The following is a 20,498-nucleotide window of genomic DNA, read 5'->3' on the forward strand; positions in this document are numbered from 1 at the left end:
TTATTCAGTAGAAAAATCTTTTATACGTTGCTCCTCTGTCAATCGGCAAATAAGTAACTCTCCATTTTTCTCGGCAATAATGTACCCTTCTAATCCTTGAACAACTACCTTTTTCTCCTCGGTCGCATGAATAACACAGTTTCGTGTTTCATATAATTTGATGTTCGGTCCTATAGAAGTATTGTTATGCGCGTCTCTCGAAGTATTTTCGTGCAAAGATCCCCATGTACCTAAATCACTCCAACCAAAATCGGCAGGATAAACAAATATTTCATCCGCCTTTTCCATCACAGCATAATCGATGGATATATTCTCGCACATTGGAAACATTTCATTTATTTTTTTTTGTTCCTCTGATGTAAAATAATAAGGAGTCAAGGATTCAAATACTTTTGCTATGGCAGGCTCATACACTCGAATAGCATTTACAACCGTATGTACATTCCATATAAAGATGCCTGAATTCCAAAAATAATTATCTTTAGAGATATATCGCTGAGCTGTAGCTTCATCTGGTTTTTCTTTAAATGAATCCACTCTATACACTTCGCTATTAACCGGAGACGCATAAGTCAAATCAGCTTCTATATATCCGTAACCGGTTTCCGGACGAGTCGGCTTCATTCCTAACGTAACGATAGCATCAGAATTTTCAGTAAAATCTAAAGCACCGGTTATTACACGCTGAAATTCAATTGTATTTAATACAATATGATCACTTGGAGAAACAACAATATTTGCTTCCGGATTGACTTTCTTTATTTTCCAACTGGCATACGCGATACATGGAGCTGTATTTCTACGACATGGCTCACAGAGTATATGGTTTTCTTCCATCCAAGGTAACTGACTTTTCACAGTCTCTTTGTATTTTGCAGAAGTAACGATCCAAATGTTTTCATGTGGACAAATTTTATCAAAGCGATCAACAGTCATTTGCAACAGTGTCCTTCCACAGCCCAATATATCAATAAACTGCTTTGGAAAATCCGGAGTACTCATAGGCCAGAATCGGCTACCAATACCTCCTGCCATGATAACTAAGTGATTGTTAGATAAACTCATATTCTATATAATTTGCAATGTTGCAAAGATACACAAAGTTCTTATATAAACTAAATAAAAACATACAAACTAAAAAATTGCTGTATACCACAAAATTAATTGGAAACGAGAAATGCTCCCATAGAAAGCGGCATAACTTATATATCTAAAACTTTTACATGCTAACCAATAATTTTATATTTTAATAATATCAAAACAATCATAACATACTACACTATGAAACTACATACATAGAAATTACTTATTAAACCAAAGGCGAAGTAAAGTAGTTCCTTTAATATAACGCAGATATCTGGACTTAAAACATAACCAGGTAACACGAATTTTATTCGTAAACGAAATATTCTTAACCGATCGGAAAACCTTATTTAAAGTAATAGAAGCATACTTTCGGATATGAGGATAGAGATAAGGAAAACGACCGGCGTACGCAAACAGTTCATCAAGTACCGTGAAATAGCAACGAATATTGTACATTAATCGCTTTTCCGGAATCATAAACTCTTTAACGATACGGTGCATTACCAAACTGCGCTTAATACATCCGACACGGTCGGACTGAATAAACAACAACGCGGTAAACAATTCATCGTCATGAACAATACCCGGATAAAAACGGCAACCGGTTTCTTGAAGTGTCGTTCGTTTAATGAATAATAGCCATGGAACAGGCCGATAGGTACCGCTGTCAAGCATATTGTCGAATAAAGATAACCCTTTGTATACTTCTATATCATTATATGGATCTGTACGATGATAATAGTTCAACTGTTTGTCAGTCCCTTTTTCGGAAACAACATCCCCGTCAAAGAAAGCAAAATTCAATTGTTGCTTCTTTGTAAAGCGATAAGCATTCTCCAACGCTTCGGGTTTCAATTCATCGGTACAATTCATAAAATAAACAAACTCTCCTGTAGCATGTTCCATTCCTAAATTCCGCGCGTCAGGTCGTCCTTTATGTGTTTGACTATACAACTGGATCCGTTCGTCTTCCGATACCAATCGCTCTAAATTTGTAAGACTTTCATCCGAAGAACCATCATTGATAAGAATAATTTCTATTTCCTTTAACGATTGACCGGTAACTGATCTTACTGCAGCCTCAACATACGGAGCTGCATTATAAACGGTTATAATTATAGATACTTTCGGATAATCTGTCATATTCTATTCCTTTGTCGACAACGTAATTGCCCAAAGATAGAAAAAAGGAATGAATTTATCGTCCAAACGACTGATTTTATTTCTATACTTCATTATTAATAATGATCAAAACAGAATTCTATCGCCTATAAATATGATTTCAAAAAATAATCCTACATTTGTAAGTTAAGAAAATATCATAACTATTATGATGGTTATACAACTTCTGATTGTACTACTGGCATTATATGTAGGCTCCCGATATGGTAGCTTAGCACTTGGAGCTATTTCCGGAATCGGACTTGCCATTCTTGTTTTTTGCTTCGGACTTAAGCCGGGAGTTCCTCCTACCGATGTAATTTACATTATCATTGCTGCAGTAACATGCGCAGGAGTGATGCAGGCATCAGGTGGCATGAACTGGCTTATTCAAATAGCCGAGCGGCTGCTTCGCAAACATCCCGAAAGAATTACATTTTACGCTCCCCTTTGTACATTCTTCCTGACAGTTTTAGTAGGAACGGGGCATGTAGTATATACACTGATGCCTATTATATGTGATATAGCACTCAAGAAAGGCATTCGTCCAGAGCGCCCTTGTGCAATTGCTTCCGTTGCATCGCAAGTTGGCATTACCAGTTCACCTATTGCTGCTGCAGTTGTTGCTTTCACTACCATCTCAGCACAAAACGGATTCAACATTTCTATACCACAAGTATTGTTAGTTACTATTCCTGCCAGTATTATTGGAATACTTTGCGCATCTGCTTGTTCGTATAAAAGAGGTAAAGATTTGGATAAGGATCCGGATTTTCAAAAACGCTGTGCTAATCCCGAGACCTATAAATATATGTACGACAACACAGCGACAGTTCTTGACAAAAAGATTTCCGCGGACTCCAAACATGCCGTATATATTTTCTTCACAGCCATAGCACTTATTGTAATGTTCGCATTCTCGCATATAGATATAAAGATGAACATCGTTATACAAATCATAATGCTTGCCACTGCCGCGTTAATGATTATTTTCTGCAAGGCCGACCCCAAAAAAGCAGTTGCCGGTTCTGTTTGGCAAAGCGGAATGGTTGCTGTGGTGGCTATATACGGAATTGCGTGGATGGCCGATACTTACTTTTCAAATTATCTTACTGAAATGCAAACTTCGCTTGGAGATATTGTCGCGAAATATAAATGGTCTATTGCTTTTGTTTTCTTTCTGGTCTCCATCTTAATAAATTCACAAGGTGCCGTAGTGGTTTCCATGCTTCCTCTTGCCTATTCGTTAGGTATACCTGGACCGGTACTACTGGGAGTGCTCCCAAGTGTATACGGATATTTCTTTATTCCAAACTACCCTTCGGACATCGCAACAGTGAACTTCGACCGCTCCGGAACAACAAAAATAGGGAAATATTTACTAAACCACAGTTTTATGATGCCCGGATTGATAAGCGTAGGCGTCACAACTGTGGTCTGTTACATTCTTTCAATGATAATCTACTAACCAATTAAGCTATTCCGTTCAGCATACCATAGAAGAACATTGGCTTGAGAAGATAAACCTTCAGGATCCATGCAGCCCATTGCTCATGCGACATATCAAGTAATGAGAACGGGAAAGAAATTTCCTCTTTTTTCTCATAGTTAAATTCACAAAGTAGTACGTGCCCATAATCGGTAACGATAGGACAAGCAGCATATCCGTCATAAATTTCTTTCGGCTCCTTTCCTTCCATCAAGGAAATCAGATTCTTCGCGGCAATAGGAACCTGCTTCCGAACAGCAGCAGAAGTCTTACTTGTAGGTATTCCGGCTACATCGCCCAAAGAAACGATATTGGGATAAGTCTTATGAACCAGCGTACCTTTATCAACCATCACCCAAGCACCAGAAGCCAGCTTACCTTCAGTCCAGCCCAAGCCTGCCTCGCGGACAAAATCGGGAGCCGACATAGGAGGAACGAAATGGAGAAAGTCGTAATCCTCTACAAACGGAGTAATAACAGTTTCATCACCCACCTGTTCATGACGCTCCATATACACTTTCTTCGCCTGAGTATCAACACCTTTTACCCAGACATTATAATTAATAGGAATATTCCGCTCGTTATAAATTTCGAGTAAGCGAGGTGTATAATAAGGTATATCATATAACTCCTTTGAATGAGTATAGTAGCTCAACTGCACATTTTGACGAGTACCATGTTTGCGAGTATAATGTTCGGTGAGTAAACAAATCTTCTTCGGGGCACCTCCGCATTTATGTTTGGTATATGTATCCGTATAAACTCCTTTTCCACCGGTTTCCGAAAATTTCCGCAACGCTTTCCAAGTTTTCTGAGCACCCTCAAAATCATAGATACAATTAGCATTGCCTTCACCCAATGTCTTTTGGGTAATTCCCTCAACACCTTCCCAATTAATTTGGATTCCCGGGCAAAGTACCATAAAATCATAAGAGATGACACCGCTTAATTTTGTAGTTACCTTATTATGATCGGGATCAATGGCAACCACCGAATCTTTTATCCATTTTATATCGCTGGGCATACAGTCTTCCTGCTTTTTCCAAACATCATCCGGCTGATAAACACCCGAGGCAATCAACGTAAATCCCGGCTGATAATATTGACGGTCAGCCGGATCAATCAACGTAATATCCGGATTGTTTAACCAACGTTTCAGACGGGCTGCCATACTAATTCCGGCTGCGCCACCACCAACAATGACAATTTTCCCTTTTGCGTTACTTGCCGCGTAAGTTGAAGAAACACCCGCCGTAGTTAGAATTCCGGCAGCAGAAAGTATCTTAAGGAACTGACGACGGTCAATATCCTTTGAATTTATTAAGCGGAGAATCTCCGCGATATCATTTCTCATGAGTTATTATAACTATAGTAATTTATTTTGTTTGACAGCTACATATTCAATCGTTTACATAAGAACTCTTTTATTATGAACCTACATAAAACATTATATGAGCATCTTTTTTATAGTTCGCAAAAATAATCAATACTTTTGAATCCTAAAAATAATATTAAATTATAGATTGTTCAATAAGAAAATTACCTAACTTTAGCCAAATAATCAAATTGTTATACCTCTATATGAAAAGAAACATTTTAATCAGTCTTTTGATCTGCCTGTTTTTGGGAATGAACGTCTTTGCCCAAAGCATAAATCCGAACAACGATAGTTTAAAAGGCAAAAAAGTTTTGTATATATACGGCGGTTGGGAGGGGCATGAACCTGTTCAATGTAAAAATCTGCTTATCCCTTGGCTAAAATCGGAAGGTGCTGAAGTGATCCTATCGGATAGCTTGGGAATTTATACCAATGAACAGATAATGAATAGTATAGACTTGATTATCCAATCATGGACTATGGGGAGTCTTCGTGCTGAGGAAGAAGCCGGACTGACCAAAGCCGTTAAAAACGGAGTCGGACTTGCAGGATGGCATGGCGGATTATGCGATTCATTCCGTGGAAGCACCGAATATCAGTTTATGACCGGCGGACAATGGGTTCAACATCCGGGCGGCGTAATCGATTACGATGTAAATATACGCGACCATCAAGATACCGTTACCAAAGGGCTTAAAGACTTTCATATACATTCGGAACAATATTATGTATTGGTTGATCCAAATGTAAAAGTATTAGCTACAACCACATGCCGTGGAGATAAAATCAGTTGGATAGAGGGTTGCGTGATGCCTGTCGTTTGGAAAAAGAGCTATGGAAAAGGACGTATATTTTATTCTTCTTTGGCTCACGTAGCAAAAGATTTTGAAACACCGGAAGTTCTTGAAATCATGAAACGCGGTATCCGATGGGCAGCACAAAGCAAATATGAGAAAACCGAATCGTTAATTCACCCGATGTATAAGTAATTACTAAGACAATTAATAAAATAATAAGACTTATTATTTGCTTTACAAAGAAAACAAAGTTTACCACCATTCGTGAGAGACACTTTCCACCACTCGTGAGAGATGTTTGCCACCTATGGTGGTAAAGGTTTGTCACCACTTGTGACAAGCTTAGTTTATCAATTAAAATTCATACTTGACGGATATCTCTATCGTAAATGTTTCGAATAAATGTGCCGGATGTCAGATATCATTTCATGAATCTTCTCTCTTTAACACGAGACTTCCTGTTCAAGTGTTCTAAAGTAATAGAATGAAAAAATGTTTTAGAAAATGATATTATCTTCTTTCAATTACACAAAAATTAATTCATTTTAATCTTCCCAAAAAGAATAAAACATTAAATTTGTACGGATAAACTGAAATAACATTGAAATCATGAAAGACGCATACTTCTTTGCTGTCGACTTAGGCGCAACCAGTGGCAGAACAATTATCGGCCATCTATTTAATAATCAACTTGAATTAAAGCAACTCACGCGTTTTCCAAATAAGATTATTGAGATTAAAGGTCATTTTTACTGGGACATTTATGCCCTATACAATGAAATAATTAACGGACTGAAAATCGCGGCCGAACAAAATATTCCAATCCAATCTATCGGTATTGATACATGGGGAGTTGACTTCGTTTTCTTTGGAAAAGATGGTGATATACTTCGTGCGCCTTATTCTTATAGAGATAATCATACCGTAGGTGCTCCGGAAGAATTCTTTAAAATAACGCCTCGCGAAAAAGTCTACGGAGTCACAGGTATTCAAATAATGAACTTTAATTCTTTATATCAACTATATACATTACGTAAGAATCACTGCTCTGCTCTGAACGCAGCTGATAAAATCTTATTTATGCCGGATGCTCTTGGCTATTTGTTAACCGGAAAGATGGTAACGGAATATACCATTGCGTCTACATCACAAATGCTTGATCCAAGAACAAAGCAATTGAATAAAGAATTGATGGAAGCCGCCGGAGTTAAACCTGAACAGTTCGCTCCTATTACTTTTCCCGGAGAACAACTTGGGACTATCTCCGAAGAGATTCAAGCAATGACCGGACTTGGTCCCGTTCCTGTTATTGTGATTGCCGGACATGACACAGGATCTGCCGTTGCCTCAGTTCCCGCAGAAAATGAACGCTTCGCGTATTTAAGCTCAGGAACATGGAGCTTAATGGGAATCGAAACAAAAAATGCTATTATCAATAATGAAAGTTTTGAAAAGAATTTCACAAACGAAGGCGGAATTGAAGGTACTACCCGTTTCTTAAAAAACATTTGTGGCCTTTGGATCATTGAACGCTGCAAGAAAGAATTAAAAACATTACCTGCTTACTCGTATGACGAATTGAATAAAATAGCTATTAAAGCTCCTGCATTCCGTACATTATTTAATCCGGATTCTCCTTGTTTCGCAAATCCAAGCTCTATGACCGAATCCATTAAAAATTATTGCAAAGTTACTAATCAACCTATTCCAGAAACAGATGGAGAATGGGTTCGCTGTATATTTGAAAGCTTAGCCTTACGATACAGACAAGTATTTGCTGATCTGCAAAAAATGGCTCCGTTCACAATTGAAGTATTACACATCATCGGTGGTGGTTCTAAAAATGAATTACTTGATCAGTTCACATGTAACTCTTTGGGTATTCCTGTTGTCGCCGGTCCTACTGAAGGTACAGCAATTGGAAACATTATGATGCAAGCGAAAGCTTCAGGTTTGGTAAATACTATTGAGGAAATGCGCAAACTAATCAGAGCGTCTATAGAAACTGTCGAATACTTTCCAAAAGATAATGACATTTGGGAAGAAGGTTACAAGAAGTATCTCTCTGTTTATCGTACTGACATATAAAGAATTAATTAACTTAATAAATTTAATAAATATCATGAAAGAAGAACTCATAAAGAAAGCGTATGAAATAGCAAAAGAACGCTATGCCACGATTGGTGTTGATACTGATAAAGCTATCGAAATATTAGAAAAAACTCCTATCTCTCTGCATTGCTGGCAAGCTGACGATGTTGTTGGCTTTGAGCGTAATGAAGCACTCTCAGGTGGTATCCAAACAACAGGTAATTATCCGGGAAGAGCCCGCAACATAGATGAAGTTCGTCAAGATATCAAAGAAGTTAAATCTTTGTTAGCCGGTACGTTCCGTTTGAACTTACATGAGACCTATGGCGAATTTGATGGAAAATTCGTCGACCGTGACGAAGTTGAAGTTAAACACTTTCAGGGATGGATGGATTGGGCAAAAGATAATGGATTGAAATTAGATTTCAACTCAACAAGTTTCTCACACCCGAAAAGTGGTTATCTGACATTGTCTAATCCGGATAAAAGCATTCGTGATTTCTGGATTGAGCATACAAAACGTTGCCGACATATTGCAGACGCAATGGGTAAAGCCCAAAAAGATCCATGCATCATGAATATCTGGATCCACGATGGTTTGAAAGATCTGACTGTCGAGCGCAAACGCTATCGTGACATCTTAAAAGAATCTCTCGACGATATACTCTCGGAAAAACTTCCACACATGAAACCTTGCTTGGAAGCTAAGTTATTCGGTATCGGCATGGAAAGCTACACGGTTGGCTCGCATGACTTCTACGCAGGTTACTGCGCTAAGAACAATGTAATGTACACGCTGGATACCGGTCACTATGAACAAACCGAAAATGTGAGTGATATGGTCGCTTCGTTATTAGTATTCGTCCCTGAATTAATGCTTCATGTCAGTCGTCCTGTTCGTTGGGATTCAGACCATGTAACAATTATGAACGATCAGACTCTTGACCTATTTAAAGAATTAGTTCGTGCCAATGCTTTGAATCGTGCCCATATAGGTTTGGATTATTTCGACGCGTCTATCAACCGTATCGGTGCTTATATCATTGGAACTCGCGCGACTCAAAAGTGTTTGCTTTCCGCTTTATTGGAACCGTTAAAGACTTTGCGTAAATATGAGGATAAAGGACAGTGGTTTGAGCGTTTAGCTTTACTTGAAGAAGCTAAAACTCTCCCATTCGGTGCCGTATACGACTACTTCAACTTGAAGAATGACGTTCCTGTTGGTGAAGAATTTATTCCATCCATTGAGGAATATGAAAAGAATGTTACTTCCAAACGTGGTTAATCAGTTGACCGATGGAAATTATAATAGGATTAATCATCATTGCAATAGGAGCGTTCTGTCAGTCGAGCAGTTACGTTCCAATCAACAAAATAAAAAATTGGAGTTGGGAAAGCTACTGGATTGTTCAGGGCATCTTTGCCTGGTTAGTATTCCCCTTTTTAGGAGCATTATTAGCTGTACCTTCAGAACATTCTTTATTCGAAATATATGCCGCTAATCCAACAGCCACTCTTTGGGCTGTCTTCTTTGGCATTCTTTGGGGAGTAGGCGGGCTGACATTTGGTCTGTCTATGAGATACTTAGGCGTAGCTCTCGGACAATCAATCGCGCTTGGAACTTGTGCCGGATTAGGAACTATCCTCACACCGGTCTTTACCGGTAAGACCGGCGATTTAACAACTCCGGTCATAGTTGGTGTGGTGGTTACTTTAATCGGTATTGGGATTATTGGTTATGCAGGAAGCCTGAAGTCGGCAAAACTAAGTGACGAAGAAAAGAAAAAAGCTGTAAAAGACTTCAACTTTCCTAAAGGCATATTGGTTGCTCTTCTTGCCGGCTTCATGAGTGCTTGTTTCAGTATCGGCCTTGGTTTTGGTGAGCCATTGCATTTCGCAGAAAGTAAAGATATATTCAAAACATTGCCCGCAACATTCATGGTTACATTAGGAGGTTTCATTACCAATGCCATATACTGCTTTTACCAAAACTCAAAGAACCATACTTGGGATGATTACGGCAAGACATCTTTATATGTCAATAACCTTCTGTTCTGTGCATTAGCCGGCATTCTCTGGTACAGTCAATTCTTCGGCCTAAGCTTAGGTAAAGGATTTTTAGCTTCATCCGCCGTATTGATGACCTTCTCATGGTGTATACTGATGGCACTGAACGTAACATTTAGCAATGTTTGGGGAATTATTTTGAAAGAATGGAAAGGCTGTGATAAGAAGACTATTATTTGGTTAATCATTGGATTAATAATACTGATTATCTCGTCGTTCCTTCCACAATTATTAAAATAAGATAAGATACGTAATTGATTAACAATGGAATCTATTTTAAAAAACAGACCGACGCTCACTATAGAAATAAATAAAGTTGCCGAAGTCGCCGGTTATCTCTGGCAAAACGGATGGGCAGAAAGAAACGGAGGAAATATCACCGTTAACATTACAAATATAATGGATGACGCTATCAAAGCATTGCCGGCTATTAGTGAAGTAAAACCTATTGGCATTACATTGCAACATTTGAAAAATACTTATTTCTATTGTAAAGGAACAGGAAAACGCATGCGTGACCTGGCCCGCCAACCTATGGAAAACGGTTCTGTTATCAAAATACTTGACGACTGTGCTCACTATGTAATCATAGCTGATAATCCTGTTAATCCCACAAGTGAGTTACCTTCGCATTTGGCTGTTCATAACCATTTAATAGAAATAGGCTCACCGTATAAAGCTACGGTCCATACCCATCCTATTGAATTGGTGGCCATGAGTCATAACAAAAAGTTCTTGCAAAAAGACGTTCTGACTAATATACTTTGGAGCATGATTCCGGAAACCAAAGCTTTTTGTCCACTTGGATTAGGGATAGTTCCTTACGAGTTGCCCGGCTCTTCAAAGTTGGCTGAAGAAACATTAAAACAGTTGGAAGAATACGATGTGGTGCTTTGGGAAAAACATGGCGTATTCGCCAAAGGTTTGGATGTAATGGACGCTTTCGATCAGATTGATGTACTCTCAAAGAGTGCTAAAATTTATTTGGATGCCAAATGTATGGGATTTGAACCTGATGGAATGACTGAAGAACAAATGAAAGAAATGAGCATCGCGTTCCATTTGCCCAAATAAACAAAAACTTTTTTATATTAGAGGATGTGCCATTTTTTAGACACATCCTCTTCTTCTTATACCATAATATGACGTATCGATAATGGTGCTTGATACCACAGAATAAACCAAAATGGGAGCTCATAATATACAGTTGTCAATCCAATACGTATGAACATAGAAAGTGATACGGATGAGTTGTCAGGTTCATGCGGATGAGTTGTCTGGTTCATACGGATGAGTTGTCCGGTTCATGCGGATGAGTTGTCTGGTTCATACGGATGAGTTGTCCGGTTCATGCGGATGAGTTCACCAATTCATACGCATCGCTTTTCCCTATCTTCTGATGAATAAGCTATTTTAAACTAAACAATAAAATAACTTGAATGCATCACCCCACGGATAGATCTTATATTTCATCGAACTCTCGTTAATATATTCTAAATGTCATCCTTATTTTTTTAGCAAATTCTTTGCTAAATTAAAGTTTTTACTTAATTTTGGAGCCGATAAAAACAAATAAAGAATTATGTTGAATCAATTATTATTTTTAGGAAATTTAGGAGTTCAGGAAATTGTCCTGATTGCTTTCGTTATATTGCTTCTTTTTGGTGGTAAAAAAATCCCTGAACTGATGAAAGGTATCGGTAAAGGCGTAAGAAGCTTCAAAGATGGAGTAAACGGCATTGAAAAAGAAATCAATGATGCTGCAGACGACCAGATAAAGAAAGATCAGCAAGAAGATAAGAAATAATAGCATACTCACAACATGGCTGCAGTACAGAATCCTGATACGATGTCATTTTGGGAGCATTTGGATGTGTTACGGGGCATTCTTTTTAAAATTGCCGTTGTAACACTTATATTTGCTTGTATTGCATTCGTATTTAAGGAACCACTTTTCGATATCATCTTAGCACCTAAGAATGATGATTTCTTTATATATCAATTTCTAACGTCTTTAAGTTCACTTATATCTCCCGGAAACGACGGACATTTTGAAGTTCAGCTAATCAATACCGGCTTAGCCAAGCAGTTCCTTATTCACATGAAAGCTGCTTTATATGCAGGTTTTCTGGTAGCTGCGCCATATACTTTATATCAATTGTTTCGTTTTGTCTCACCTGCTCTTTATACAAACGAAAAGAAATACGCAGTGAAAGTATTAGGTGGTGGTGGCATCATGTTCTTTTTAGGCGTATTGCTGAGTTATTTCGTTATATTCCCTCTGACATTCAGATTTTTGGGTACTTACCAAGTAGATGAAAGTGTTGTTAATATGATTTCTCTGGAATCATATATGGATACGCTGATGATGCTTTGTGTCATGATGGGTATTGTATTTGAAATCCCTATCCTCTGCTGGCTGTTTGCTAAGTTCGGCTTCATAAATGCCGATTTTATGAAGAAATATCGTAAGCATGCTGTAGTTATCTTATTAATTATATCCGCAGTTATAACTCCTACTGCCGACATATTTACTTTGACTGTAGTTGCTTTCCCTATGTGGTTATTATATGAGATAAGTATTCTCATCGTTCAACAAACGAAAGCAGCAAAGAAAGCACAGGAAGAGGCTGAAGCTGAAGCTGAGCGTAGAGAGGACGAAGCCTATTTCGAACGTAGAAAAGCAGAAAAAGCTAAAGAGGCCGAAAATAAATCGAAAGCAGAAGAAGCTAAATCTGATGACACAGAATTAACAGCATCAGATAAAGAAAAAGCTGAAGAGCCAAAGACAAATAAATATCAACCTGAAGATTACAACAAGACTTATAATTACTATGATACAGATAATAATATAGAAAATGAAGAAAAGCGTGCTACCAAACTGAAAGCAAAAGCTAAGCAACGTGAAAATCTTCAGAGACATAAAAAGAGTCACAAGAAAAAAAGATAAAGACCATATAACAAAAAGGAAAAAGGAGGTGTCAAAAACATCTCCTTTTTTCGTACACCCTCAGGGACTCGAACCCTGGACACCCTGATTAAGAGTCAGGTGCTCTACCAACTGAGCTAAGGATGCATCGTTTTCACTTTTGCGGGTGCAAATTTAATCATATTATTTGATAGGGCAAGCCTTTTCCTCGTTTTTTCTTGAAAAGTTTAAATTCAATAATTGAAATGCAACTGCATCAACTCTTTTATCTCTTCAATACTTACTGAAGTACCTCTCTCCTTTTCCATTTTATTTTTTCTAAAGGCTATAACTTGAGCTAAATTATACTCACATCCACAATATTGCTGATTATAAAAATTCATATCTTTAATTATCACATTTCTTCTGTCACTCAAGCCTCCTTTACGCCAATTCTGTGCCCAAAAAATAACATCCGGATAAAAAGAAACGGCATAATTACCTGCCTCTGCCACCTGTTCTAACGACTTCCATCTGCTGGAAGCCAATGTAGTTGTCAATACCTTAAAACCATTCTCATGGGCATATTGGGCAGCACTCAGCAAACGGAACTTAAAACATTTCAAACAACGAGAACCTCGTTCAGGCTCCTGCTCCAATCCTTTCATCTGATCCTTCCATTCCGCATGATTATAATCAGCATCCACCACCTTAAGTCCAAAAGAATTCGCATAACGAATACACTCATCTTTTCGAATAATATACTCCTCCTCAGGATAGATATTCGGATTACAGAAATAAATAGTAGGACGCACTCCGTTCTGTCTCATCCATTCTATAACGGCCGACGAACATGGAGCACAGCAAGTATGTAAAAGTACCTCTTTTTCCCCAAAAGGAACCTCTATCTTAAACTTCTGCTTCATATATTAATTAAACTGGAATAGTAAAGGTAGTACAAATATCATTACTATGCCCATAATAATCTGTAAAGGCAAACCTACTTTTACATAATCCATAAAAGTATACTGACCGGCAGACATTACCAATGCGTTAGGTGGTGTAGAAAACGGAGAAGCAAAGCACATGCTGGCACCTAACGTTACAGCAAACAAATATGGAACAGGACTCACTCCCAGTGACAAAGCGCTTTGCAACGCAATAGGAGCCATCAGCACAGCTGTAGCTGTATTGCTGATAAACATGGTCATCAGAGAGGTTGTAAAATAAATTCCGGCCATCAACGCATACGGACCATAACTGCCAATACTACTCACCAGTGAACCGGATATCCACTCTGACGCACCGGTCTTTTCAAGTGCAAGCGACATGGGCATCATAGCGCCAATCAAAACAATGCTCTCCCAGTTAATTGTCTTATAAGCAGCTTCCACATTACGGAAGCAACCCGTAAGAATCATCAGAAGAGATGCAATGAGCACGGCAGTAACAGGAGCTACCGGAATAAAGTCAAACACCATCATTGCAATCATCAAAATCATAATAGCTGCTGCCACAGGAGCCTTATAATCGAATGTAACCTTCGAAGCCTCCTTTAACGGCTGACCTAAGACAACAAAATTTTCAGATTCTTGACTGAGCTTTCCTATATTTTGCCATGTTCCCTGCATCAGTAATACATCAGCACTACGCAACTTCTCGTTCACTATATTATCCTTAATATAATTCTTCTGACGCTGTATTCCCAATACACTCACATGATATTTCTCTCGGAAATCAAGTTCTTTCATAGAATGATTCAATAATCGGGAGTTCGGCATCAAAACTATCTCAGCCACACCTAAATCATAAAAAGCCATCTTATTGGTCGAATTATTATTCTTCTCTCCGTCATCCAATCGCTCTAACTTAAAATCAGAAACAAACTGATTTACATTTTCCTCATCGCCCGTCAGGAATAACAGATCATCATTTTCAAGCATTGTTTCTCCATAGACAAACATCTGTTCCACATTCTTAAAAAAACCATTCTGAACCTTATCTCCACGCCTTACCTCCAACACATTCAAATTATATTTTTTACGAATATCCAAATCGACTATTGTCTTTCCCTGCACGGTAGAGTCCGCATTCACCTTTACACGGTACATATTATTCGATACACCATACTCCTTCATCAACTGAGAAAGCGATTTATGCTTCTTAACGTTCCTCTCATTCTTATCTTCTTTTCCGGAAAGGAAAATCTTACTTAAAGGAAGCAGCACCACCGTACCCACTATGACACAAATGATACCTACCGGCAAAAATGTAAAAAACTCCAAATCAGTCAAGCCATGATAGTTAGGTAGCGTTTTCTGGATCTCTTCCATAGAGCCACTCAACGTCTGCTCTATAATCATGTTAGGAGGAGTACCGATAAGCGTCATCATTCCACCCATACTGCTGGCAAACGCCAGAGGCATAAGCAGACGCCCCTGATTTGAATTAGAATTCATAGCCATGCTCACCACAATAGGTAACATGAGGGCGACAGTTCCCGTATTACTCACAAAAGCGCCAATACTTGCTGTAGCAAGCATTACTAAGAGAAACAGACGAGTCTCGCTATTTCCCGCCAACTTCATCAGTTTCGAACCGATCATTTTTGCCAGACCTGTTTGAAAGATAGCACCGCCAACAATAAACAGGCCGACCATCATAATCACTACCGAATTAGAAAATCCCGAAAGGGCTTCCTCAGGAGTAAGAATTTGAAAAACAAGTAAGGCTACCAGCGCACAGAGCGCGACAATATCGGAACGTATCTTTCCGTTCACGAAGAAGATAGCCGCCAAAATCAAAATAATGATGGTTATCCACATATTATATTTGTTTAAAAATTACTTTCACTTAAAAGGGAAAAACATCGGTAAAATAAATACCATTATCACACCAATAATCAACTGCATCGGACCACCCACCTTTACATAATCCATGAACGAATACTGACCTGGAGTCATCACCAACGCATTGGCCGGAGTAGAAAACGGCGAAACAAAACACATACTGGCTCCGTATGTTACAGCAAATAGAAACGGCACCGGATTCAATCCCAACGATGTAGCACTGCTCAGCGCAATAGGAGCCATCAGAACAGACGTTGCCGTATTACTGATAAATAAAGTGATAAACGATGTGGTGAAATAAATTCCGGCCATCAACGCATAAGGTCCCACATTTCCCAAACTTGAAACCAATGTATCGGAAATCAATGTAGATACACCCGTCTTTTCCAAAGCCAACGACATAGGCATCATGCCGCCAATAAGGAAAATGCTCTCCCAATTAATAGTTTTATATGCAGCTTCCACATTACGGAAACAACCCGTAAGAATCATCAGCATACTGGCAATGAGAACAGCAGTAACCGGCTCTATCGGAATAAAATCGAATACCATCATAACTACCATAAGTAACATAATCACACCTACCAATGGCGCTTTATAATCGTATGTCACCTTAGAAGCTTCCTCCAACGGTTGACCAAGTACTACCCAGTCACTATCATCCCGACTGAGTCGACCTATGTTCTGCCATGTCCCCTGCACCAGTAACACATCGTTACTATGGAATTTAATATCAGCTATATTCTCATTCAGGTATTCTTTTTTCCGCTGAATGCCTAACACATTCACATTATATTTATCTCGGAATCCGGCATCCTTCACCGACTGATTCACTAACTTTGAGGTAGGCATCAACACTATCTCGGCTATACCTATATCGTAGAATGCCATAGAGTCGGCTGCCGTATCGTTCAATTCTCGTTCCTCCTCATCATAAACCTCCAGCTGAAAATCTTTTGCAAACCGATGAACAAACTCTTTCCCTCCGGAAACATAAAGAATATCCTCTTTCCTAATAACAATATCCTTATCCACGAATTTCTGTTCTATATTCTTGAACAGATTATTCTGTCCGCCTTTATTTCCGCGACGAATCTCCAAAATGTTCAAGTTATATTTGTTACGAACATCTAAGTCAATGATAGTCTTTCCCTGAATAGAGGAAAAAGACTTTACTTTCAGGCGAGACAAATTATTTAATACTCCATATTCCCTGATCAGTTCATTAAGCGATTTACGTGTTTTATTTCCAATCTCTTTTTCATCGTCCGATTTGGAAAGGAATATCTTACTAAGAATAAGCAAAATAACTGTTCCGATAAGAACACATACAAAGCCGACAGGCAAGAAAGTAAGGAATTTCAAATTCTGACCGCCTGCATTACTTAATGTCTGCTGAATAATCAGATTTGGCGGAGTTCCGATCAACGTCATCATGCCTCCCAAACTACTGGCAAAAGCTAAAGGCATCAAAATCTTCCGTACACTCATATTGATACCCGAAGCCATACTCACTACAATAGGAAGCATTAACGCCACTGTTCCTACATTACTGACCAAACCACCCAAACAAGCTGTCACCAGCATCACCAGCAGATAGAGCTTCAATTCGCTCTTTCCTGCCAGCTTTAACATCTTTGCGCTAATCAATTTTGCCAGACCTGTCTGAAGAATAGCTCCACTCACTATAAACAAACCAACCATCATAACAATCACAGAGTTTGAAAAGCCTGAAAGTGCTTCTTCTACCGTTAAAACATGAGTTATAAGTAAAGCTATTAAAGCGCAAAGAGCGACAATATCAGAGCGAACCTTCCCGTTCACAAAGAAAATTGTCGCAATAACAAGAATTGCTATGGTAGTAATCATACTCTTCGTAATTATAATGTACAAAATTATAAATTATATGTGAAGAATTCGAAAGCATAAAGATTTTATTAAAGATTTAATATTATTTTTGTGAAAAATATAGGGAACGATGTATAGCGATAAACGAAATATATTGCAGTTGGTAGCGCTGCTTAAAGCACACGAAATAAAGAACATGGTGGTATGTCCGGGGGGATGGAATGCTCCTATCGTACATACTTTGGCACAGCTCCCCGACTTTACCTGTTATCCTATAACCGATGAACGAAGTGCCGGCTTCTTTGCATTGGGATTGTCTCAACATGGAGGTAATCCGACTGCTGTTTGTTGTACTTCCGGTTCGGCATTGCTGAACATTTACCCGGCAGTAGCTGAAGCATTCTACCAACAGATTCCTTTAATTATTATATCTGCCGATAAAGGGGCTGCTCTAATTAATCAAAATGAGGAACAGACTATTCCTCAAACGAATGTATTTGGAAATATGGTGAAGCGCGCTGTCACCTTACCTGAAATTCAAAATGATGAGGATGAATGGTACTGTAACCGACTCATTAACGAAGCTATTCTGGAAACAGTTCACCATGGGAAAGGACCGGTCCATATTAACGTTCCTATCTCCGAACCTATCTATCGGTTCGGAACGAAACTGTTACCTGAGGTTCGTGTTATTACACGATATCAAGGACTCAGCTTATACGAGAGGGATTATAATCTATTGATAGACAGACTGAATGCTTATCAGAAGAGAATGGTTATAGTCGGTCAGATGAACCTGATTTATTTGTTTGAAAAGAAATATGTCAAAGCTTTGTACAAGCATTTTGCATGGCTTTCAGAAGAGTTGAGCAATCAAACGACACCGGGCATACCTATCTATAACTTCGATTCCGCCATTTATGCGATGTCGCCGGAGCAACAAAATGCGATGACTCCGGAACTGGTAATTACGTACGGAGGACATATCGTATCTTCGCAATTAAAGAAATTCCTGCGTAAACATAAACCTAAAGAGCATTGGCATATCAGTCAGGACGGCAACATCATGGATACCTTTGGTTGCCTGACAACAGTGATAGAAATGAATCCGTTTGAGTTCCTTGAAAAGATTGCGTTCCTACTTGACAATCGGGTAAATAATTATCCTTTGATGTGGGAGAACTACTGCAAAACGATACCGGAACCTGTTTTTGAATACTCTGAAATGGGGGTGATAGGAAAGTTACTCAAGTCACTCCCCACTCCTTGCACATTACATTTGGCAAACAGTTCCACAGTTCGTTACGCTCAGATGTTCCGACTCGATACAAAAGTTGAAGTACTTTGTAATCGCGGAGTAAATGGTATGGAAGGCATACTTTCTACTGCCATAGGTTATGCCGTCTCTTCCGATAAACCGAACTTTGTAATTATTGGAGACATGAGCTTCTTCACTGATATGAACGCATTATGGAATCAACACATCAAATCGAATTTGCGTATACTGCTTATCAACAATGAAGGTAGCGAACAACTTCATAATCTACCGGGAATGGAAGACGCTGAATTGTCGCGTGCATTGGTCTGTGGAAAACATCACACATCGGCTAAAGCATGGGCTGAAGACCGAGGATTTGACTATATTAAGATAACAAATTATGATGATATGGAAGCTGCTCTTCCTGATTTTATTTCTGCGAACATACAGCATCCAATGATAATAGAAGCTTGGACAGACAAAGTTTCGGATACAACTATGCTCCGTAAATACTTTCATGCTCTAAAAGACTCAAAACAGAATAACAATCAATAAAATGTTTGAACGTGATTATATAATGCGGCTTATTCGGCAATTCTTCGCTGCCGTAAGCTTGTTCCTCTCCAAAAAGGGTAAACAGAACGATATGGAGGTCATTCATGACTTATACAATACCTACGTCGGACCATACGATTTCTATCACATCTCAACGTTGGACGATGTGATGCAATCATTTGAGAAATATCCTGAAAATGAACGACTCGACAGGATGGAAATGTTAGCTGAACTCTACTTTCAGGAAGCGGATTTAAAAAGTGAGCCAATAAGAGAAGATTTATTGAACAAGGCATACGATTTGTTCTCGTTCATTGACAATCAAAGCCGGACTTACTCACTTCAAAGGAAAAACAGAATACAAGATATCATTAAACAATTAGAAAAATTATGAATAGACTATTAGTTAAAACCTTTGCCTTTATCAGCTTATCACTGATGATTGTAATCTGCCACACTAATGCACAAGGCATGCAAGATGATGACGCGAAATATGCTACGGAACTGCTTAAAGCCGGAACTGCAGCACCCGATTTCCAATTAACTACGCCGAATGGTCAGACGGTATCACTGAGTAACTATAAAGGGAAATATGTTGTGCTCGATTTCTGGGCTTCTTGGTGCCCCGACTGTCGAAAGGATGCCCCAAACATTGTTGCGGCATACAATGAATTTAAAGAAAAGAATGTAGCTTTCATCGGAATATCATTCGATACGGATAAGGCTGCTTGGGAAAATGCCATTACGAAATACGAAATAAAATATCCGCAAGTAAGCGAACTGAAGAAATGGAAAGAGACAACCATCTCCGACAAATACCATATTAAATGGATTCCATCCATGTATCTGATTGATCCTGAAGGCAAAATCGTTCTTGGAACCGTTATCTCTGAAAAACTGATAAAGACGTTGGGCGAAGTAATCAAATGACATTAAAATAATGATCTAAGCAAGTGGTTTAACTCATGTAATTAAACCTTTTGTTTTATACGTATCATCCAAGAAAGTCAT

At 38.7% G+C, this 20,498-nt stretch carries 16 protein-coding genes, 1 tRNA gene and 1 pseudogene; 11 read left to right on the forward strand and 7 right to left on the reverse strand.

Going from position 1 to position 20,498, the window contains the following annotated elements:
• Positions 1–1,065, reverse strand: coding sequence for a mannose-1-phosphate guanylyltransferase (locus tag LO761_RS06175; RefSeq protein WP_272817416.1), 1,065 nt, complete (start codon positions 1,063–1,065; stop codon positions 1–3).
• A gap of 237 nt (positions 1,066–1,302) precedes the next feature.
• Complete coding sequence (locus LO761_RS06180; RefSeq protein ID WP_272817417.1) at positions 1,303–2,229, reverse strand: glycosyltransferase family 2 protein; 927 nt, start codon at positions 2,227–2,229, stop codon at positions 1,303–1,305.
• A 178-nt stretch (positions 2,230–2,407) separates the two neighbouring features.
• Here LO761_RS06180 and LO761_RS06185 point away from each other — a divergent pair, with 178 nt between their 5' ends.
• The gene (locus tag LO761_RS06185) at positions 2,408–3,715 is read left to right on the forward strand and encodes an anaerobic C4-dicarboxylate transporter (RefSeq protein WP_407951548.1); all 1,308 of its coding nucleotides are present in this window, start codon (positions 2,408–2,410) and stop codon (positions 3,713–3,715) included.
• Between the two features lie 4 nt (positions 3,716–3,719).
• Here LO761_RS06185 and LO761_RS06190 read toward each other — a convergent pair whose 3' ends face one another.
• Entirely contained in the window at positions 3,720–5,090 is a 1,371-nt protein-coding gene (locus LO761_RS06190) for an NAD(P)/FAD-dependent oxidoreductase (RefSeq protein WP_272817419.1), read from the reverse strand.
• Positions 5,091–5,317: 227 nt separating this feature from the next.
• On the opposite strand from LO761_RS06190, the gene LO761_RS06195 reads away from it, so the two are divergent.
• From LO761_RS06195 to tatC, 7 genes and pseudogenes are all read left to right on the forward strand, one after another.
• The gene (locus LO761_RS06195; protein ID WP_272817420.1) at positions 5,318–6,103 is read left to right on the forward strand and encodes a ThuA domain-containing protein; all 786 of its coding nucleotides are present in this window, start codon (positions 5,318–5,320) and stop codon (positions 6,101–6,103) included.
• A 417-nt stretch (positions 6,104–6,520) separates the two neighbouring features.
• On the forward strand, positions 6,521–7,999 hold the full coding sequence (locus LO761_RS06200; RefSeq protein ID WP_272817421.1) for a rhamnulokinase: 1,479 nt from the start codon (positions 6,521–6,523) through the stop codon (positions 7,997–7,999).
• Positions 8,000–8,033: 34 nt separating this feature from the next.
• The gene (locus tag LO761_RS06205; protein WP_272817422.1) at positions 8,034–9,287 is read left to right on the forward strand and encodes an L-rhamnose isomerase; all 1,254 of its coding nucleotides are present in this window, start codon (positions 8,034–8,036) and stop codon (positions 9,285–9,287) included.
• Between the two features lie 11 nt (positions 9,288–9,298).
• Complete coding sequence (rhaT, locus tag LO761_RS06210; RefSeq protein WP_272817423.1) at positions 9,299–10,309, forward strand: L-rhamnose/proton symporter RhaT; 1,011 nt, start codon at positions 9,299–9,301, stop codon at positions 10,307–10,309.
• 24 nt (positions 10,310–10,333) lie between these two features.
• Entirely contained in the window at positions 10,334–11,143 is an 810-nt protein-coding gene (gene rhaD, locus LO761_RS06215; protein WP_272817424.1) for a rhamnulose-1-phosphate aldolase, read from the forward strand.
• A gap of 511 nt (positions 11,144–11,654) precedes the next feature.
• Positions 11,655–11,876, forward strand: coding sequence for a Sec-independent protein translocase subunit TatA/TatB (locus LO761_RS06220; protein WP_272817457.1), 222 nt, complete (start codon positions 11,655–11,657; stop codon positions 11,874–11,876).
• A 15-nt stretch (positions 11,877–11,891) separates the two neighbouring features.
• Positions 11,892–12,710: pseudogene (gene tatC / locus LO761_RS06225) on the forward strand (twin-arginine translocase subunit TatC); the annotation flags it as partial.
• Between the two features lie 362 nt (positions 12,711–13,072).
• Here the strand turns inward: tatC and LO761_RS06230 are convergent.
• The 4 genes from LO761_RS06230 to LO761_RS06245 all read right to left on the reverse strand — a co-directional run bounded on the left by LO761_RS06230 (position 13,073) and on the right by LO761_RS06245 (position 17,695).
• A tRNA-Lys gene (locus LO761_RS06230) sits at positions 13,073–13,145 on the reverse strand.
• An 86-nt stretch (positions 13,146–13,231) separates the two neighbouring features.
• On the reverse strand, positions 13,232–13,903 hold the full coding sequence (locus LO761_RS06235; RefSeq protein WP_272817425.1) for an epoxyqueuosine reductase QueH: 672 nt from the start codon (positions 13,901–13,903) through the stop codon (positions 13,232–13,234).
• 3 nt (positions 13,904–13,906) lie between these two features.
• Positions 13,907–15,802 (reverse strand): SLC13 family permease, encoded by a 1,896-nt coding sequence (locus tag LO761_RS06240; protein WP_272817426.1) that lies wholly within the window; start codon positions 15,800–15,802, stop codon positions 13,907–13,909.
• A gap of 24 nt (positions 15,803–15,826) precedes the next feature.
• Positions 15,827–17,695, reverse strand: a complete 1,869-nt coding sequence (locus tag LO761_RS06245) for an SLC13 family permease (RefSeq protein WP_272817427.1) — start codon at positions 17,693–17,695, stop codon at positions 15,827–15,829.
• A 109-nt stretch (positions 17,696–17,804) separates the two neighbouring features.
• On the opposite strand from LO761_RS06245, the gene menD reads away from it, so the two are divergent.
• The 3 genes from menD to LO761_RS06260 are packed head-to-tail and all read left to right on the forward strand — an operon-like array spanning position 17,805 to position 20,417.
• Positions 17,805–19,487, forward strand: a complete 1,683-nt coding sequence (gene menD / locus LO761_RS06250; protein ID WP_272817428.1) for a 2-succinyl-5-enolpyruvyl-6-hydroxy-3-cyclohexene-1-carboxylic-acid synthase — start codon at positions 17,805–17,807, stop codon at positions 19,485–19,487.
• Position 19,488: 1 nt separating this feature from the next.
• The gene (locus tag LO761_RS06255) at positions 19,489–19,881 is read left to right on the forward strand and encodes a hypothetical protein (protein WP_272817429.1); all 393 of its coding nucleotides are present in this window, start codon (positions 19,489–19,491) and stop codon (positions 19,879–19,881) included.
• Positions 19,878–20,417, forward strand: coding sequence for a peroxiredoxin family protein (locus LO761_RS06260; RefSeq protein ID WP_407951546.1), 540 nt, complete (start codon positions 19,878–19,880; stop codon positions 20,415–20,417). Before LO761_RS06255 ends, LO761_RS06260 begins: the two co-directional genes overlap by 4 nt.
• Positions 20,418–20,498: the final 81 nt, after the last annotated feature.

This window comes from Phocaeicola oris, from assembly GCF_021295095.1.
GTDB lineage: Bacteria > Bacteroidota > Bacteroidia > Bacteroidales > Bacteroidaceae > Phocaeicola > Phocaeicola oris.

Excerpts from the sequence above, each read along its gene's own strand:
- LO761_RS06175 (WP_272817416.1), bottom strand. The coding sequence starts at position 1,065 with ATGAGTTTATCTAACAATCACTTAGTTATCATGGCAGGAGGTATTGGT.
- LO761_RS06180 (WP_272817417.1), bottom strand. The coding sequence starts at position 2,229 with ATGACAGATTATCCGAAAGTATCTATAATTATAACCGTTTATAATGCA.
- LO761_RS06190 (WP_272817419.1), bottom strand. The coding sequence starts at position 5,090 with ATGAGAAATGATATCGCGGAGATTCTCCGCTTAATAAATTCAAAGGAT.
- LO761_RS06195 (WP_272817420.1), top strand. The coding sequence starts at position 5,318 with ATGAAAAGAAACATTTTAATCAGTCTTTTGATCTGCCTGTTTTTGGGA.
- LO761_RS06200 (WP_272817421.1), top strand. The coding sequence starts at position 6,521 with ATGAAAGACGCATACTTCTTTGCTGTCGACTTAGGCGCAACCAGTGGC.
- LO761_RS06205 (WP_272817422.1), top strand. The coding sequence starts at position 8,034 with ATGAAAGAAGAACTCATAAAGAAAGCGTATGAAATAGCAAAAGAACGC.
- rhaT (WP_272817423.1), top strand. The coding sequence starts at position 9,299 with ATGGAAATTATAATAGGATTAATCATCATTGCAATAGGAGCGTTCTGT.
- rhaD (WP_272817424.1), top strand. The coding sequence starts at position 10,334 with ATGGAATCTATTTTAAAAAACAGACCGACGCTCACTATAGAAATAAAT.
- LO761_RS06235 (WP_272817425.1), bottom strand. The coding sequence starts at position 13,903 with ATGAAGCAGAAGTTTAAGATAGAGGTTCCTTTTGGGGAAAAAGAGGTA.
- LO761_RS06240 (WP_272817426.1), bottom strand. The coding sequence starts at position 15,802 with ATGTGGATAACCATCATTATTTTGATTTTGGCGGCTATCTTCTTCGTG.
- LO761_RS06245 (WP_272817427.1), bottom strand. The coding sequence starts at position 17,695 with ATGATTACTACCATAGCAATTCTTGTTATTGCGACAATTTTCTTTGTG.
- menD (WP_272817428.1), top strand. The coding sequence starts at position 17,805 with ATGTATAGCGATAAACGAAATATATTGCAGTTGGTAGCGCTGCTTAAA.
- LO761_RS06255 (WP_272817429.1), top strand. The coding sequence starts at position 19,489 with ATGTTTGAACGTGATTATATAATGCGGCTTATTCGGCAATTCTTCGCT.
- LO761_RS06260 (WP_407951546.1), top strand. The coding sequence starts at position 19,878 with ATGAATAGACTATTAGTTAAAACCTTTGCCTTTATCAGCTTATCACTG.